The sequence below is a fragment of the Paragemmobacter ruber genome (assembly GCF_009908315.1).
Lineage (GTDB): Bacteria > Pseudomonadota > Alphaproteobacteria > Rhodobacterales > Rhodobacteraceae > Paragemmobacter > Paragemmobacter ruber.
Genome location: NZ_JAAATW010000001.1, coordinates 960,722 through 976,876 on the forward strand (window position 1 = coordinate 960,722; position 16,155 = coordinate 976,876).

The 16,155-nt window shown below is 65.9% G+C and carries 16 protein-coding genes; 10 read left to right on the plus strand and 6 right to left on the minus strand.

The window, feature by feature from the left end; translation table 11 throughout:
- Positions 1-13: 13 nt before the first annotated feature.
- From GU920_RS04620 to GU920_RS04635, 4 genes are all read right to left on the minus strand, one after another.
- Positions 14-2,512: a GcvT family protein gene (locus GU920_RS04620; RefSeq protein ID WP_161765773.1), complete on the minus strand. Its 2,499-nt coding sequence runs from the start codon at positions 2,510-2,512 to the stop codon at positions 14-16.
- A 141-nt stretch (positions 2,513-2,653) separates the two neighbouring features.
- On the minus strand, positions 2,654-3,445 hold the full coding sequence (locus GU920_RS04625; protein WP_161766525.1) for a metal ABC transporter permease: 792 nt from the start codon (positions 3,443-3,445) through the stop codon (positions 2,654-2,656).
- A complete protein-coding gene (locus tag GU920_RS04630; RefSeq protein WP_161765774.1) occupies positions 3,438-4,220 on the minus strand; it encodes an ATP-binding cassette domain-containing protein in 783 nt (260 codons plus the stop codon). The genes GU920_RS04625 and GU920_RS04630 overlap by 8 nt, the downstream gene beginning before the upstream one ends.
- Positions 4,217-4,750, minus strand: coding sequence for a Fur family transcriptional regulator (locus tag GU920_RS04635; RefSeq protein ID WP_161765775.1), 534 nt, complete (start codon positions 4,748-4,750; stop codon positions 4,217-4,219). The genes GU920_RS04630 and GU920_RS04635 overlap by 4 nt, the downstream gene beginning before the upstream one ends.
- Before the next feature lie 69 nt (positions 4,751-4,819).
- Between GU920_RS04635 and GU920_RS04640 the strand changes: the two genes are divergently transcribed.
- Complete coding sequence (locus GU920_RS04640; RefSeq protein WP_161765776.1) at positions 4,820-5,920, plus strand: zinc ABC transporter substrate-binding protein; 1,101 nt, start codon at positions 4,820-4,822, stop codon at positions 5,918-5,920.
- Between the two features lie 75 nt (positions 5,921-5,995).
- Entirely contained in the window at positions 5,996-6,982 is a 987-nt protein-coding gene (locus tag GU920_RS04645) for an aldose epimerase family protein (RefSeq protein ID WP_161765777.1), read from the plus strand.
- Here GU920_RS04645 and GU920_RS04650 read toward each other — a convergent pair.
- Entirely contained in the window at positions 6,979-8,226 is a 1,248-nt protein-coding gene (locus GU920_RS04650; protein WP_161766526.1) for a urate hydroxylase PuuD, read from the minus strand. The genes GU920_RS04645 and GU920_RS04650 overlap by 4 nt on opposite strands.
- A 122-nt stretch (positions 8,227-8,348) precedes the next feature.
- On the opposite strand from GU920_RS04650, the gene GU920_RS04655 reads away from it, so the two are divergent.
- The 4 genes from GU920_RS04655 to GU920_RS04670 are packed head-to-tail and all read left to right on the plus strand — an operon-like array spanning position 8,349 to position 10,660.
- Positions 8,349-9,287 carry a LysR family transcriptional regulator gene (locus GU920_RS04655; protein ID WP_161765778.1) on the plus strand — a complete coding sequence of 313 codons (939 nt, stop codon included), beginning with the start codon at positions 8,349-8,351 and terminating at the stop codon, positions 9,285-9,287.
- Positions 9,284-9,970: a hypothetical protein gene (locus GU920_RS04660; protein ID WP_161765779.1), complete on the plus strand. Its 687-nt coding sequence runs from the start codon at positions 9,284-9,286 to the stop codon at positions 9,968-9,970. Before GU920_RS04655 ends, GU920_RS04660 begins: the two co-directional genes overlap by 4 nt.
- Positions 9,971-10,022: 52 nt before the next feature.
- Positions 10,023-10,238 (plus strand): FitA-like ribbon-helix-helix domain-containing protein, encoded by a 216-nt coding sequence (locus GU920_RS04665; RefSeq protein ID WP_161765780.1) that lies wholly within the window; start codon positions 10,023-10,025, stop codon positions 10,236-10,238.
- Entirely contained in the window at positions 10,235-10,660 is a 426-nt protein-coding gene (locus GU920_RS04670) for a PIN domain-containing protein (protein ID WP_161765781.1), read from the plus strand. The genes GU920_RS04665 and GU920_RS04670 overlap by 4 nt, the downstream gene beginning before the upstream one ends.
- Here the strand turns inward: GU920_RS04670 and uraH are convergent.
- Complete coding sequence (gene uraH / locus GU920_RS04675) at positions 10,645-11,004, minus strand: hydroxyisourate hydrolase (RefSeq protein ID WP_161765782.1); 360 nt, start codon at positions 11,002-11,004, stop codon at positions 10,645-10,647. The two genes, GU920_RS04670 and uraH, sit on opposite strands and share 16 nt — an antisense overlap.
- Before the next feature lie 155 nt (positions 11,005-11,159).
- On the opposite strand from uraH, the gene puuE reads away from it, so the two are divergent.
- The 4 genes from puuE to GU920_RS04695 all read left to right on the plus strand — a co-directional run bounded on the left by puuE (position 11,160) and on the right by GU920_RS04695 (position 16,141).
- Positions 11,160-12,575 (plus strand): allantoinase PuuE, encoded by a 1,416-nt coding sequence (gene puuE, locus GU920_RS04680; protein ID WP_161765783.1) that lies wholly within the window; start codon positions 11,160-11,162, stop codon positions 12,573-12,575.
- Complete coding sequence (locus GU920_RS04685) at positions 12,572-13,414, plus strand: bifunctional allantoicase/(S)-ureidoglycine aminohydrolase (RefSeq protein WP_161765784.1); 843 nt, start codon at positions 12,572-12,574, stop codon at positions 13,412-13,414. The genes puuE and GU920_RS04685 overlap by 4 nt, the downstream gene beginning before the upstream one ends.
- Before the next feature lie 83 nt (positions 13,415-13,497).
- Positions 13,498-13,971 carry an ureidoglycolate lyase gene (locus tag GU920_RS04690; RefSeq protein WP_161765785.1) on the plus strand — a complete coding sequence of 158 codons (474 nt, stop codon included), beginning with the start codon at positions 13,498-13,500 and terminating at the stop codon, positions 13,969-13,971.
- 199 nt (positions 13,972-14,170) lie between these two features.
- Positions 14,171-16,141: a potassium transporter Kup gene (locus GU920_RS04695; RefSeq protein ID WP_161765786.1), complete on the plus strand. Its 1,971-nt coding sequence runs from the start codon at positions 14,171-14,173 to the stop codon at positions 16,139-16,141.
- Positions 16,142-16,155: the final 14 nt, after the last annotated feature.

Genomic DNA, 16,155 nt, shown 5'->3' on the forward strand with positions numbered 1-16,155 from the left:
ATGTCACCTTCGCTCAGCCGTCGATACGGATGCGCGCATTCGTCGGATCGAAGGGGCTGTCCTCCACCACCGTCGCATCCCACAGCTCGCGGTTGATCCGCACTTGCAGCTTGGTGCCGACCTTGGCCAGATCGGGGCGCACATAGCCCATCCCGATCTGCTTGCCGAAGGCCACCGAATAGCCGCCCGAGGTCAGACGCCCGACCTTTTCGCCATTCACGATCAGCGCCTCCTTGCCCCACGGATCGGTATCATCCGGCCCGTCGATCAGCACCGTCACGCACATCGACCGGATGCCGGTCGCCAGCATCGCGGCCTTGCCCTGAAATTCCTTGTTCAGGTCCACGAACCGATCCAGCCCGGCCTCCAGCGGGGTCGCGTCGCGGCCCAGTTCGTTGCCGAAAGCGCGATAGGATTTCTCCTGCCGCAGCCAGTTCTGGGCGCGGGCACCCACCAGCTTCATCCCGTGCTTTTCGCCCGCCTTCAGCAACTGGTCGAACAGATAGCGCTGCATCTCGATCGGGTGATGCAGTTCCCAGCCAAGCTCGCCCGTGTAGGCCACGCGGATCGCGTTCACCGGGCACATGCCCAGTTCGATCTTGCGCGCCGACAGCCACGGAAAGCGCTTGTTCGACAGCGCGGTTTCCGGCTCGGCATCGCGGATCAGTTCGGCAAGGATCTTGCGGCTGTTCGGCCCGGCCAGCGCAAAGACACCCCATTGCGTGGTGACATCGTGGATGTCGACCCAGCCGCCACCGCCCGCCATGTAATCCTCGGCACATTTGCGCAGCCAGTCGGCGTCATAAGCCGTCCATGCCCCGGCAGAGACGAGGTAGTAATCATTCTCGCCATTGCGGACGATGGTATATTCCGTCCGCGTGGTCCCCGTGGGTGTCAGCGCATAGGTCAGGTTGATCCGCCCCACCTTGGGCAGCGCGTTGCAGGTGAACCAGTCAAGGAAGGCCGTCGCGCCGGGGCCGCTCACCAGATGCTTGGTAAAGGCGGTGGCGTCGATCAGCCCTGCCGTTTCGCGAATGGCCTTCGCCTCGTCCACCGCGTACTGCCACCAGCCGCCGCGCCGGAAGGACCGGGTGTGGTGATCGAAATCCTCGGGCGCGTCCTTGGGGCCAAAATAGATAGGCCGTTCCCAGCCATTCACCTGCCCGAACTGCGCGCCCAAGGCCTTTTGCTTGTCATAGACGGGTGCCGTGCGCAGCGGGCGGCAGGCTTCGCGCTCTTCATCCGGGTGGTGCAGGATGAAGACATGCTCATAGCATTCCTCGTTCTTGCGCGCCGCGTACTCCGTGGTCATCCAGTTGCCATAGCGGCGCGGGTCGAGGCTGGCCATGTCGATCTCGGCCTCGCCCTCCGTCATCATCTGGGCCAGGTAATAGCCCGTGCCTCCCGCCGCCGTGATCCCGAAGCTGAACCCTTCCGCGATCCACATGTTGCGCAGGCCCGGCACGGGGCCCACCAGCGGGTTGCCATCGGGCGTATAGCAGATGGGGCCGTTGTAATCGTCCTTCAGGCCCACCGTTTCCGACGACGGCAGGCGATGGATCATCGACATGTATTCCGCCTCGATCCGCTCCAGATCCAGCGGGAACAGGTCCGCCCGGAACGACGCCGGAACATCATAGAGGAAGCGCGCTGGGGCGTTGCGCTCATAGGGCCCCAGAATCCAGCCGCCGCGCTCTTCGCGCACATACCATTTGGCATCCGCATCGCGCAGCACCGGGTGCTGCGGATTGGTCTTGCGCCATTCCACCAGCGCCGGGTCGGGTTCGGTGACGATGTACTGATGTTCGACGGGAATCGCCGGGATCTTGATGCCCAGCATCCGCGCCGTCCGCTGGGCGTGGTTGCCGGTCGCCGTCACCACATGCTCGGCGTGGATGTCGTATTTCTCTTCGGTCGGCACCAGATTGCCGCCCCGGTCTTCCATCCGGGTGACCGACACGATCCATTCGCTGCCCGTCCAGCGATAGCCGTCCACCTGGATCTTCCGCTCGATGGTGGCACCCCGTTGCCGCGCGCCCTTGGCCATGGCCTGTGTCACGTCGGCGGGGTTGATGTAGCCATCCTGCGGGTGGTAAAGCGCGCCCACCAGATCATCCGTCCGCAGCAGCGGCCAGCGATCCTTCATCTCCTTCGGCGTCAGGAATTCGTGGTAGACGCCCGCCGTCTCGGCGACCGACGAATAGAGCATGTATTCATCCATCCGCTCTTGCCGCTGGGCCATGCGCAGGTTGCCCACGACATAGAAGCCGGGGTTCAGCCCCGTCTCCGCCTCCAGCCCCTTGTAGAAATCAACGCTGTATTTGTGGATGTGGGTGGTCGCATAGCTCATGTTGAACAGGGGCAGCAGCCCCGCCGCATGCCAGGTGGAGCCTGCGGTCAACTCGTCCCGTTCCACCAGCATCGTGTCCCAACCGGCCTTGGCGAGGTGATAGGCGATGCCGTTCCCGACGGCTCCACCGCCGACGACAAGGGCTTTTACATGGGTTTTCATTGGGGGCGACTCCGCGGAAGGATGTTTTGCCCCCTTATCTGCCCGAACCTGCGCAAATCGGACAAGTCAACCCGACCCTTGGCAGACAAAAGCGACATGGCTGTAAAATCCGCGACCTGCGGTAAACGGCGGGCCGCGCGCTTATCGCCGCCCCATCCGCCCGAACATCGCCGACAGGGCAAAGATGGCGGTGGCCGCCGCGATGATCGACGGGCCTGCCGGCGTGTCCTGCCAGAGCGACAGCTGCAATCCCGCCAGCGCCGACGCGGCGCCGATCCCCACTGCCAGCAGCGCCATCATCTCGGGCGTGCGGGCCATCCCGCGCGCCGCCGCGGCCGGGATGATCAGCATGGCGGCAATCAGCAGCGCGCCCACCACCTTGATCGCCACCGCCACCACCACCGCCAAGGCCAGCGTCAGCACCAGCCGCTCCCGCGCCGGGTTCAGGCCCGAAGCATGGGCAAGATCCTCGTTCAGCGTGGCGGTCAGCAGCGCCTGCCAGCGCCAGATCAGCAATCCCGCCACCAGAAGCGCGCCACCCCAGATCAGTGCCAGATCGCCCCGCGTCACGGCCAGAATGTCACCGAAAAGCCAAGCCGAAAGGTCTGTCCGCGCGCCGGGGACAAAGCTTACCGCCACCAGCCCGAAGGCCAGCGCCGAATGGGCCAGGACCCCCAGCGTCGTGTCCATCGCCCAGCCCCGCGACGCCAGCGTCGCCACGGTCACCGCCATGGCCAGCGCCACCACCAGCGTGCCGAAGGTGACCGGCAGATCAGCCGCCAGTGCCAGCGCGACGCCAAGGATCGCCGCATGCGACGTGGCATCCCCGAAATAGGCCATCCGCCGCCAGACGACAAAAGACCCGAGCGGCCCGGTCGCCAGCGACATCCCCACCCCGGCAAGGGCAGCGCGGACAAGGAAATCGTCAAGCATGGTGGTGATCGTGATGCGTGTGGTCGTAGTGATGGGCATGGCCGGACCCAGCATCATGTCCACCATCATGGCTATGGTCATGCACGTGCTGATACAGCGCCAGCGCGCCCTGCGTGCCCAGCCCGAACAGCGCGCGGTATTCCGGCGCGGTAGAGACCACGCGCGGCGTGCCTTCGCAGCAGATATGCCCGTTCAGACAGATCACCCGGTCGGATGCCGCCATCACCACATGCAGGTCATGGCTGACCATCAGCACCGCCACCCCGGTCTCGCGCCGCACCTCTTCGATCAGCCGATAGAATGCCGCCTCGCCGGGTTGGTCCAAGCCCTGCGTCGGCTCATCAAGGACAAGCAGATCAGGCCCCGCAAGCAGGGCGCGCGCCAGAAGCACGCGCTGGAACTGTCCGCCCGACAGATCGGCCATCTGCCGCTGTGCCACGTCCGGCACGCCGACACGGGCCAGCGCGGCCATGGCCGCCGCATCCCCCACCCGTTTGGGCAGCGACAGGAACCGCCGCACCGTCATGGGCAGCGTCCGATCCACGGCCAGCCGCTGCGGCACATAGCCGATCACCAGCCCCTCCGCCCGGGCCACACGCCCGCCGGTGGCCGGGACGATGCCCAGCAGCGCCCGCAACAGCGTGGACTTCCCTGATCCGTTCGGCCCAAGGATGGTGACGATCTCGCCCGGCGCCACCGCCAGCGACACATCCGTCAGCACCGGATGCCCGTCCAGCGCCACCGACAGATGCTCGGCCCGGATCAGCGCGCTCATGCCGCCGCCGCCTGGCAGCCCGGGCAAAGACCCAGCGCCTCGATATTCGACCGCTCGATGCGGAAGCCCAGCGCGCCCGCCGCTGCATCCAGCGCGGCGCGCACCGGGGCGGCCGGCGCCTCGGCCACATGGTTGCAGGCGCGGCAGATCAGAAAGGCCGGGGCGTGGGCCTCGCCCGGATGCATGCAGGCGGCAAAGGCGTTCAGGCGGCGGATGCGATGGGCCAGCCCGTGCTCCACCAGAAAATCCAGCGCGCGATAGGCCACCGGCGGCTGGTTCCCGAATCCCTCGGCCGCCAGCCGCTGCAACACGTCATAGGCCCCCAGAGCGCGGTGTTCCTCCAACAGGATTTCCAGCACGCGCCGCCGGACCGGCGTCAGCTTTACCCCCTGCGCCTCGGCCAGCGACACCGCCCGCGCCAGAACGTCCCCGCTGCAATGGCTGTGGTCATGCTGGGCAAAGGCTACCTCGGGTGCAGTGGTGCAGCCGGGGCAGTCATCGGAATGGGCATGATGCAGCGGGGTCGCCATCTGAGCCTCTTGACATGTTATTTTATAACATTCATAGCGCCGCCTGATCTGCACAGGAAGGGCCGCCCGATGCGTTATATCATATCTTCTGCCATTGCCAGCGTCGCCTCCGCCCTGCCCGCCATGGCCGAGGTGCCGCGCGTTGTGACCGACATCCACCCGATCCACTCGCTCGTGGCGCAGGTGATGGGCGATCTCGGGACGCCCGAACTCCTGCTGGAGCGCGGGGCGAGCGAGCATGATTTCCAGTTGCGCCCCTCACAGGCCGCCGCTCTGGCCGAGGCCGACCTTGTGGTCTGGGTTGGCCCCGAATTGACCCCGTGGCTCGACCGCGCGCTGGACGGCATCGGCGACAGCGGCGCAAGGTTGGCCCTTCTGACTGCGCCCGGAACGGAAACCCGCGCCTTTTCCGAAGACGGGGCGCATGGGGCCGAACACGGCCATGACCATGGCGCAGAAAAAGCGGCCGCAGACGATCACGACCATGACCATGACCATGACCACGGTCATGATCACGCCGAAGAACAGGCCGCTGCAGACGATCACGCCCACGACCATGGCGAAGAGACCGCAGAGAACCACAGCGATGATCATGGGCATGACCACGGTGATGATCACGGGCACGACCACGGGCACACCCACGAGGGCACCGATCCCCATGCCTGGCTTGATCCGGCCAATGCGCAGGTCTGGCTTGCGGCCATCGCGGCAGAACTGGGCCGTCTCGATGCCGCCAACGCCGCGACCTATGCCGCCAATGCCGAAGCTGCCAGCGCCCGCATCGCCGCGCTGGATACAGAGGTGGCAGGCATCCTCGCCCCGGTGCAGGACAAGCCGCTGATCGTCTACCATGATGCCTACGGCTATCTCGCCGCGCATTACGACCTGTCAATCTTCGGCTCGGTCGCGCTTGGCGATGCCACGGCGCCCGGCGCGGCACGGCTGGCCGAACTGCGCGCCGGGGTGGAGGAGGGCACGCCGCTCTGCCTTTTCCCCGAGGCGCAGCATGACCCCGCGCTGATCGAACAACTGGCCGACGGCACCGGCGCGCGTGTCGGCGCCCCGCTCGATCCCAACGGATCCATGATCGACCCGGGCCCCGAGGCCTATGCCACGCTGCTGCGGAACATCGCCCAGACCATGGCCGATTGCGTCACCGCCACGCCCTGAGACCCCTGCGAACAGGCTTGACCCACCCGCCCGCAGGTTGCACCACTGGCGCAACAGACGCGCGGGGGGGAACGGATGACCGATCGACAACTGGGGATCGCCCCCTTCGGCCTCACGCCCGATGGCGACCCGGTCCAGCGCATCACCATCGGGCGCGACGGGCTTTGCGTGTCGGTCCTTACCGTGGGCGCGATCTTGCAGGGCGTCTGGCTTGAGGGGGCAACCCGCAACCTGACCCTTGGTTCGGACCGCCTGTCGGATTACGCCGATGCGCTGCGTTATCACGGCGCGCTGGTCGGACCCGTCGCCAACCGCTTCAGCCATGCCCGCGCGCCCATCGACAGCCAGATCCTGCAGTTCGAGGCCAATCAGGACAACCGCCACAGCCTTCATTCCGGGCAGGCCGGCACCCATCGCAAGGTCTGGCGTCTGGCCGAGGCCACCGAAAGCGATCTGCGGCTAGAGCTTGATTTGCCCGATGATGAAGGCGGCTTTCCCGGCAACCGCCGGGTGTCGGCCACCTTTCAGGTGGACGGGGCCAGCCTGCATCTGCATGTCCATGTGACCACCGATCAGCCCACGCCGGTGAACTTCGCCAATCACAGCTACTGGAACCTTGACGGCACGCCAACATGGGCAGGGCACCGGCTTTGGGTGGATGCCGCGCATTATCTGCCCACGACCCCCGATTTCTGCCCAACTGGCGAAATCCGCCCGGTAGATCAGGATGATATGGATTTCCGCAAGACCCGCCGCATCGACCCGGGCGTGAACCACTTTGACCACAACTTCTGCCTGTCCAACGCCCGCCTCCCCCTGCGCGAGGTGCTGCGCCTGAATGGCCAGTCCGGCATCGGGATGGTGGTATCCACGACCGAGCCGGGGATACAGGTCTATGACGGGCGCAACGCCATCCGCCCCGGTCGCGGCCCCTATGAAGGCCTCGCGATCGAGGCGCAGGGCTGGCCCGATGCGCCAAACCATGCGGGCTTCCCCTCCATCATCCTGCGGCCGGGCGAAGAGTATCGGCAGCACACGGTGTGGCGCTTCACGCGCGGTTAGCCATCCACCCCCGCCACCCCGGCGCTGCGGAACCACGCCACGATCGCCGCCCGCTCCTGCGGTTCCATGTAGCTCAGGTTCGCGGGCGGCATGGCGTGCGATATCCCCGCCTGCAGATAGATGCGCCGCGCCTCGGCCGCGATCTGCGCGGGCGTCTCCAGCACCACGCCCTTGGGCGGCCAGTACATCCCCTCCCATACCGGTTCGGCCGCATGGCACATGGCACAACGACCCTGCACGATGCCCACCACATCCTCGAACCCCGTGGCCGAGGCATAGGTCAGCGCCGCCCCTGACAACTGCGCGCCCTCTTCCTCGGCGGGCGCCTGCATCGACATCGGCGCCGTCGAAAGCCAGGCGATGATCAGGAAAAGCACCGCCGTCGCGGCCCATGTCCAATGCGGGTTGCCCTTGCGCGCGTGCTTGGTGTTGAACCAGTGCCGGATGGTGACGCCCATCAGAAAGACCAGCGATGCAATGAGCCAGTTCCATTCCGTTGCAAAGACCAAGGGGTAATGGTTCGACAGCATCAGGAACAGCACCGGCAGCGTCAGATAGTTGTTATGCGTGCTGCGCTGCTTGGCGATCTTGCCATATTTCGGGTCTGGCGTGCGCCCGGCCTTCAGATCGGCGACCACGATCTTCTGGTTCGGGATGATGACCATGAAGACGTTGGCCGACATGATCGTCGCCGTGAAGGCCCCCAGATGCAAAAGCGCCGCCCGGCCCGAAAACACCTGCGTATACCCCCAAGCCATCGCCACCAACACGGCAAAGAGCGCCACCATCAGCACTGTCTGGTTGGCATTGACGAAAACCCGGCACAGCGTGTTGTAGGCCAGCCAGCCAAAGGCCAGCGACCCGATCGAAATCGCCACCGCCTGCCAGACGGCAAGGTCCATCACATTGGCGTCGATCAGATACAGATCCGCACCCAGGTAATAGACCAGCACCAGCATGGCAAAGCCCGAAAGCCACGTCGCATAGCTTTCCCATTTGAACCAGGTCAGATGTTCCGGCAGCCGCTCGGGCGCGACCAGATACTTCTGGATGTGGTAAAAGCCCCCGCCATGGACCTGCCATTCCTCACCATGGGCCAGTTCCGGCATCCCGGGCGCCTTGCGCAGGCCAAGATCGAGCGCGATGAAATAGAAGGACGACCCGATCCAAGCGATGGCCGTGATCACATGTGTCCAGCGCGCCGCGATCTCCACCCATTCCCACAGCACGGCCCAATCATAGATGCCTTCCATCGGCGCGGCTCCCTTAAGCTTTTTCGAAAGGCTATACCGGGGGCCATTCGCCTGTTAATCCTTCAAATGCCCAATCACTTTCAAACCATGGCAAAGAATGGGGCCGGGCGGCGATGTCCTATGTGAACAACATCAGAATGTTCGTGCGTGTCTACGAATTGGGCAGCATGAGTGCGGCAGCAAGGGATCAGCGCTGCTCGCCCGCCGTCGCCTCTGCCCGCATCTCGGAACTGGAAAAGCATCTTGGCGTGCGGCTGTTCAACCGCACCACCCGTTCACTGCAGCCCACCGAAAATGGCCGCATCTTCTATGACGGCGCCCGCCGCGTGCTTGAGGCGATAGACGAGGCCGAGGCCGCGGTGATGGATGTCACGCAGAACCCGCGCGGCACCATCTTTGTCGCCGCCCCCTTGGGCATCGGGCGGCGCTTCATCGCCCCCCATGTCCCGGCCTTCAAGGACCAGTATCCGCAGATCGAGGTGCGCCTCCGCCTGTCCGACCGGGTGATCGACGTCACCGCCGAAGGGCTCGACATCGCCTTCCACCTCGGGCTTTTGGAGGATTCCACCCTCAAGGTCCGCCTCATCGCGGATTGCCCCCGCATCCTGTGCGCCGCACCTGCCTATGTGGCAAGGCGCGGGATGCCCGCCGACGGCGCGGCGCTGGTGGCCGACCGGCACGAATGTCTCAACCTCCGCTTCCCCGGCGCGAAAGAGTTTCAGTGGACCCTCGCCACCCCCGAAGGTCCCCGGCGCTTTGAAATCGCAGGTCCCTACGAATCGGATGATGGCGATGTCCTTACCGGCTGGGCGCTGGATGGGCGGGGCATCGTGATGAAACCGATCTTCGAGGTTGCCGAACATCTGAAGGAAGGCCGTCTCGTTCCCGTCGCGACGGCAACCCCGCCGCTGCCCACGCAACTTTCTGTCCTGTCCCAGCATCGCAGGCTGAAGGATCCGAAAGTCCGCCTCTTCACCGATTACATCATCACCCGCATCAAGGCCGACATGGCCGCCCGCATGGCAGGCCTTCCCGCTTTCGCGATGCCATGACCCTGCGCCTGATCCATGATCACCCGCCGTGGCAGGTGCATCTTGCCCCGGGGACGGGCGACGCCGTGGTGCTGGCCTTCGCCAGCATCGGCCATGATCCCGATCGCGCCCCGTCGCCCGAATTCGTGGCCTCGGCCACGGCCGGGAACCGCCGCGCGCTGTTCTTCACCGATGCCGCCCGCAGCTGGGGCCAGCATCCCGGCTTTGCCCCGGCGGTTGCGGCCGGTCTTGCCGCCGCGGGCCCCGCCATGCGGCGCATCGCCATCGGCTCCTCCATGGGGGCCGTCTGCGCCCTGCGCGCGGCGCATCTCGCGCCGCTAGACGCCGTGCTCGCCCTCGGGCCGCAATCCCGCCTCGACGATCCGCGCTGGCGGCACTGGACCGCCCGCCTTGCCGATACCGGTGCCCCACCCTTCGCGCCCGCCACGTGGAATGTCCTTTTCCACGGCCTTGCCGATGACCGGGATCAGGCGATGGGCTTTCCCGAAGCGCCCGGCACCGATCACATCCTCTATCCCGGCCTCACCCATTCCACCCTCGGCCCGCATCTGAAGGCCAAGGGCGCCCTGCGCGGCCTGATCGACGCCGCCTGTGCGGGCGACCGCCGCCGTCTGTTGCGGATCGTGGCATCCACAGGTGCGGTGCAGCGCCGCAAAAGTATGGGTCAGGCTGCTATCATTTAAGATATCAGCCCCCCGTCCGTTGCCCCTTGTACGTGGAACAAGGAGCAAGCCGATGGCCAGCATCATCATCCGCAACCTCGAAGACGACGTGAAAGCCCGCCTGAAGCAGCGTGCCGCCGCCCATGGCCGCTCGATGGAGGAAGAGGCCCGCATCACCCTGCGCGGTGCCGTCGGCGCCACGAACCCCCGCGCCGATCTCGGCGCCGCCATCGCCGCCCGCTTTGCCGCGCTGAATGTCAGCCTGCCCCTGATGGAACGCCGGGCATGATCCTTCTTGATACGCCGGTCCTCTCGGCCCTGATGGACCGAGATCCGGACCGGCGCCTGCTGGACTGGTTCGCCCGCAACCCAGCGGCGTGGCTGCACATCTCCACCGTGACCGAGGCAGAGCTTCTCGCCGCCGCCGCAGGCCTGCCCGATGGCCTGCGCCAGCGCACCGTCGCCCAGATCGACGCGATGGTGAACGAGGATTTCGCAGGCCGCGTCCTGCCCTTCGACAGCGCCGCCGCGCGCGATCTGGCGGTCATCCTCGCCCGTGCTGCGCGGGGCGGTCAGACCCTGCCCATGGTCGCCGCCCAGAACGCCGCGATCGCCCGCGCTAATGGCGCGCGTCTGGCCACATTGTCCCCCAGCCCGTTCGAGGGGATGGGGGTTGATCTCATAGATCCGCTGGATCAGGACCCGCGATAGGTGGAATAGGCAAAGGGCGAGATCAGCAGCGGCACATGGTAATGCTGGCTTGCATCCGGCACGCCGAAGCGGATCGGAATCTCGTCCAGAAACAGCACATCCCCGGCCGCCTGCCCCGTCGCCCGCAGGTATTCCCCCGCACAGAAGACAAGCTCATAGCTGCCTTCCGTGAAATCCTTGCCCGTCAGCATCGGCACATCCGTGCGCCCATCGGCATTGGTCACCGTCTCGGCGGTCTTGCGATGCGAATTCCCGCTCACGCGATACAGCAGGATCCGCACCCCCGCCGCCGGCTTGCCCCGCGCCGTATCCAGAACATGCGTCGTCAGACGTCCACCGCTCATCCCTGCCTCCATCATTGCCCGCCCATCCTAACCCCATCCGCACCCGTCCGTCGCGGTCCCCGCCACCGGATAGGTCTTTCAGGCATTTTTTGATAAAGCCTTCCTGATTTCCCGCCTAAGCTGTCGGCAACAAAGGTCAACCGGGGGAAACCGACGTGAACCGCTACCCGCGCGATTTCCGGGGCCATGGCCCGAACCCGCCCGATCCGCAATGGCCGGGGGGCGCGAAAATCGCCATCTCTCTGGTGCTGAACTATGAAGAGGGCGGCGAAAACAACATCCTCCACGGCGACGCACAGTCCGAGGCGTTTCTCTCTGATATCGCAGGCGCCCAGCCTTGGCCGGGCCAGCGCCACTGGAACATGGAATCGCTCTACGACTATGGCGCGCGCGCAGGCTTCTGGCGGCTCCACCGGCTTTTTACCGAACGGGGCCTTCCCGTCACCATCTATGGCGTAACCACAGCCCTCGCCCGCAACCCCGAACAGGTGGCGGCGATGAAAGCCGCCGGGTGGGAGATCGCCTCCCACGGCCTGAAATGGGTCGATCACCGCGACATGGCCGAGGATGTCGAACGCGCCCAGATCGCCGAATCCTTCCGCCTGCACGCAGAGGTGGTCGGCGAACCGCCGCGCGGCTGGTACACGGGCCGCTGCTCCATGAACACCGTCCGCCTGACGGCCGAAACCGCCCGTCTCGACTGGATCTCCGACACCTATGACGACGACCTTCCCTACTGGTTGGAAATGGGCGACCGCGATCAGCTGGTGATCCCCTACACGCTCGAAGCCAATGACATGCGCTTTGCCACCGCGCCGGGATATATCGAGGGCGAACAGTTCTTCACATACCTTAAAGACAGCTTCGACACCCTCTATGCCGAAGGGCAGCAGGGCCGCGCCAAGATGTTTTCCATCGGTCTCCACTGCCGCCTGATCGGCCGCCCGGGCAAGATCGCGGGCCTGATCCGCTTCCTCGACCACGCCCAGCGCCATCAAGGCGTCTGGTTCGCCCGCCGCATCGACATCGCCCGCCACTGGGCCACCACCCATCCCCACCGCCGCATCGAACGCCCCTCGCAGATGACGAAGCAGCGCTTCGTCGAACGCTTTGGCGGCATCTTCGAACACTCCCCCTGGATTGCCGAAGGCGCCTGGGCGCTGGAACTCGGCCCCGCGCATGACTGCGCCACCGGCCTGCACAACGCGCTCGCCCGCATCTTCCGCAGCGCCGCGCCCGACCAGCGCCTTGCCGTCCTGCGCGCCCATCCCGATCTTGCGGGCAAGCTCGCTGCCGCGAAACGCCTGACCCCCGAATCCACCGCCGAACAGGCCAGCGCCGCGCTCGACGCCCTCACCGATGACGAACGCGCCACCTTCCAGCGGCTCAACACCGATTACGTCGCCAAGCACGGCTTCCCCTTCATCATCGCCGTGCGCGACAACACCAAGGCCTCCATCCTGCAGGCCTTCGCCACCCGCATCGGCAACGACACCGAAACCGAATTCGCCACCGCCTGCGCGCAGGTGGAACGCATCGCCGAACTTCGCCTCAAGGACCTCCTGCCATGACCGGCTACTACGCGCCCACGGGCGGCCTTCCCCCACAGACCAGCCTGATGACCGGCCGCGCCATCTTCACCACGGCTTATGCCTTCCTGCCCAAGGGCGTCTTTTCGGACATCGTCACCTCCTACCTCCCCGGCTGGACGAAGACCCGCCTCTGGCTGATCGCCCGCCCCATGACCGGCTTTTCCGAAACCTTCAGCCAATATGTGATGGAGGTCGCCCCCGGCGGCGGCTCCGACGCGCCCGACGCGGAAACCGGCGCCGAACACTGGCTCTTCTTCACCCACGGCCTTGCCACCCTCACCATCGGCAGCGACGCGCAAGAGGTGGAGCCGGGCTCCTACGCCTACATTCCGCCCGGCACCCCGTGGAAACTGCTGGCCGAAGGCACGGAACCCACCCGCTTCCACTGGCTGCGCAAGCTCTACGAACCCGCCCCCGGCGTTCCCCTGCCCGATCCCATCCGCATCAACGAACGCGATCTCGCCCCCATCGCGATGCCCGATACGCAGGGGCGCTGGGCCACCACCCGCTTCGCCGATCCCGCCGACATCCGCCACGATGCCCATGTCAACATCGTCACCTTCCAACCCGGCGGCGTCATCCCGTTCGAGGAAACCCATGTCATGGAACACGGACTCTTCGTTCTTGAAGGCAAGGCCGTCTACAAGCTCAACACCGACTGGGTGGAAGTGGAGGCGGGCGATTTCATGTGGCTCCGCGCCTTCTGCCCGCAGGCCTGCTATGCCGCAGGACCCGGACCTTTCCGCTACCTCCTCTACAAGGATGTCAATCGCCACGCCAAACTGCGCGGCCCGGGCGCCTTCGGCCCAAGCCGCTAGCAATCCTTCGTCCCCTCCTTCATCTTGGCCCAAATACCCCGGGGGGTGCGGGGGCAGGACCCCCGCTCCGACAGGCGACACAGATGCGACAGATCAGGATCGAACCGCTCACCGCCCCCGCCTTCGCCCCCTTCGGCGATGTGCTAGAGGCTGCGGGCGATTTCCGCCTTATCAATGCGGGCCTCTGCCGCCGCCACCACGATCGCGCCACGCTCGATTTCGGCGCGGATGGCCGCGCCGGCATCTCGATTTTCCGGGCCGAAGCCCGCGCCCTTCCCTACAGCTTCGACCTGATCGAACGCCATCCCGACGGCTCGCAGGCCTTCCTTCCCATGACGGCCGACCCCTTCCTCGTGATCGTCGCCGCCAGCCCCGCCGACAGGCCGCGCGCCTTTCTCACCAACGGCACACAGGGCATCAACCTGCGTCGCGGCACCTGGCACGGCGTTCTGACCCCCCTCCACCCCCCCGGTCTCTTTGCCGTGGTGGACAGGATCGGTCCCACCCCGAACATCGAAGAACACCACTACGACAACGCCTGGATCGTCCTTCCCTGACAACGCCGCGCCCGGCCCCGCTTGCTGCGCCGCAGAATTTCGTTGTCGCCAACCGGCAAGAGACGTATTCTGATCCAATACTGCCGCGACTCACGCGGCGCCTTCCGGAGTGTTGTGGACCGCTGCCAAGGTCCGATCGCGACCAGCGGGTTCCAGACCTGCCACGCGCCACCACCATCCCTTTCGCAAATCGTGACCCATGAACCAGAAGCCGTCTGCCACGGTTTCGGGCGTCGATCCGCTCCGCACGCTCGATGATTCCGAACTCGACCTTGCCGATTACCTCCGCGACGAGGCGGAACCTCCGCCACCCCCGCCGCCGCAGGGCTTTGCCGCCCTCACGATCGGGGCGGTCGGCGTGGTTTATGGCGATATCGGGACATCACCGCTTTATGCCTTCCGCGAAGCGCTGCGCCCCGTCGCGGATGACGGCCTCGCCGCGCCCGAGGTGCTGGGTCTGCTCTCTCTCCTGATCTGGACCCTCACCCTGATCGTGACGGTGAAATATGTCCTGTTCCTTTTGCGGGCCGACAACCGTGGCGAAGGCGGCGTGCTCGCGCTCTACACGCTGGCCCGGCTTGCCATCGGCCACCGTTCCCTGCCCGTGCTCAGCCTCGCCGTGGCGGGGGCGGCGCTCTTTGCGGGCGACGCGATCATCACCCCGGCCATCTCGGTTCTCTCCGCCGTCGAAGGCGCCGGGCTCATCCTGCCCGATCTGGCCCAATGGATCGTCCCGGTGACGCTGGGCATCCTGCTTGCCCTCTTCCTCGTGCAACGGCGCGGGACAGGGGCGATGTCGCTCGCCTTCGGGCCGATCACGGCCGTCTGGTTCCTCACCCTTGGCGCCCTCGGCCTGTGGAACATCATCGCCAATCCCGGCGTCCTTGCCGCCTTCTCCCCCGGCTACGCGTTGGGCTTTCTGATGGAACACCAGACGGTCGCCTTCCTCGTCCTCGGCGCGGTCTTCCTCGCCGTCACGGGGGCCGAGGCGCTTTATGCCGATCTGGGCCATTTCGGGCGCAAACCCATCATCACCGCCTGGATCGCGCTGGTGATGCCCGCGCTCATCCTCAACTATCTCGGCCAGGGCGCGCTGGTCCTGACCGATCCCGCCGCCATCGACGATCCTTTCTTCCGTCTGGTGCCCGAATCCTGGCTTCCCGCCCTTGTCCTGATCGCCACCGCCGCCACCGTCATTGCTGCACAAGCGGTGATTTCCGGCGCCTTCTCGATGACGCGCGCCGCGATCCAGCTCGGCCTCCTGCCGCGGATGAAGATCAGCCACACATCTTATGACCAGAGCGGCCAGATCTACATCGGCGCGGTCAATTGGCTGCTGCTGGCGGGCGTCGTCGCGCTGGTCCTGTCCTTCCGCACCTCTGAGGCGCTCGCCTCGGCCTATGGCATCGCGGTCACCGGCACGATGGTGGTGACCACCCTCTTGGCCATCGTCTACATCACCCGCTCCGGCAAGCTGTCCCTTCCGCTGACCTTGATCCTCGCAGCGCCGATCCTCATCCTGGAACTGGCCTTTCTCACCTCGAACCTGACCAAGATCCATGATGGCGGTTATGTTCCCCTTCTGCTTGCCGCTCTTGTCATGCTGGCCATGCTGGCGTGGTGGCGGGGCAGCCAGCAGCTTCTGGCCCATACCCACCGGCAGGCCATCGCGCTGGACAGCTTCGCCACCTCGATGCTGAAAAGCTCGGCCCCCGTGGTGCCCGGCACCGCCTTCTTCCTGACGCCAGACCCGACGATTGTGCCCTCGGCCCTGCTCCACAATCTGAAACACAACCGTGTGCTGCATGACCAGAACGTCCTTGTCACGGTGGAAACCCTGCGCATCCCCGTCGCCGACCCCGATGATCGCGCCAGTTACGAGGTCATCAATCCCCGCTTTGCCCGCCTAACCCTGCGGTTCGGTTTCATGGAAACCCCGAACGTGACCCGCGCCATGGCCCATGCGCGCAAGGCCGGGCTGAAGTTCGACGTGATGGCCTCGTCCTTCTTCCTGGGCAAGCGCAGGCCGGTCGTCACCGGCCCGATCGGGCTCGACCGGCTGCTCGACAACATCTACGCGCTTCTGTCGCGGTTCTCGGCCGATCCGTCCGACTTCTACCACCTGCCCCGCAACCGCGTGGTGGAACTGGGCGAACGCGTGGCCGTCTGACCGGCACGGCGCGG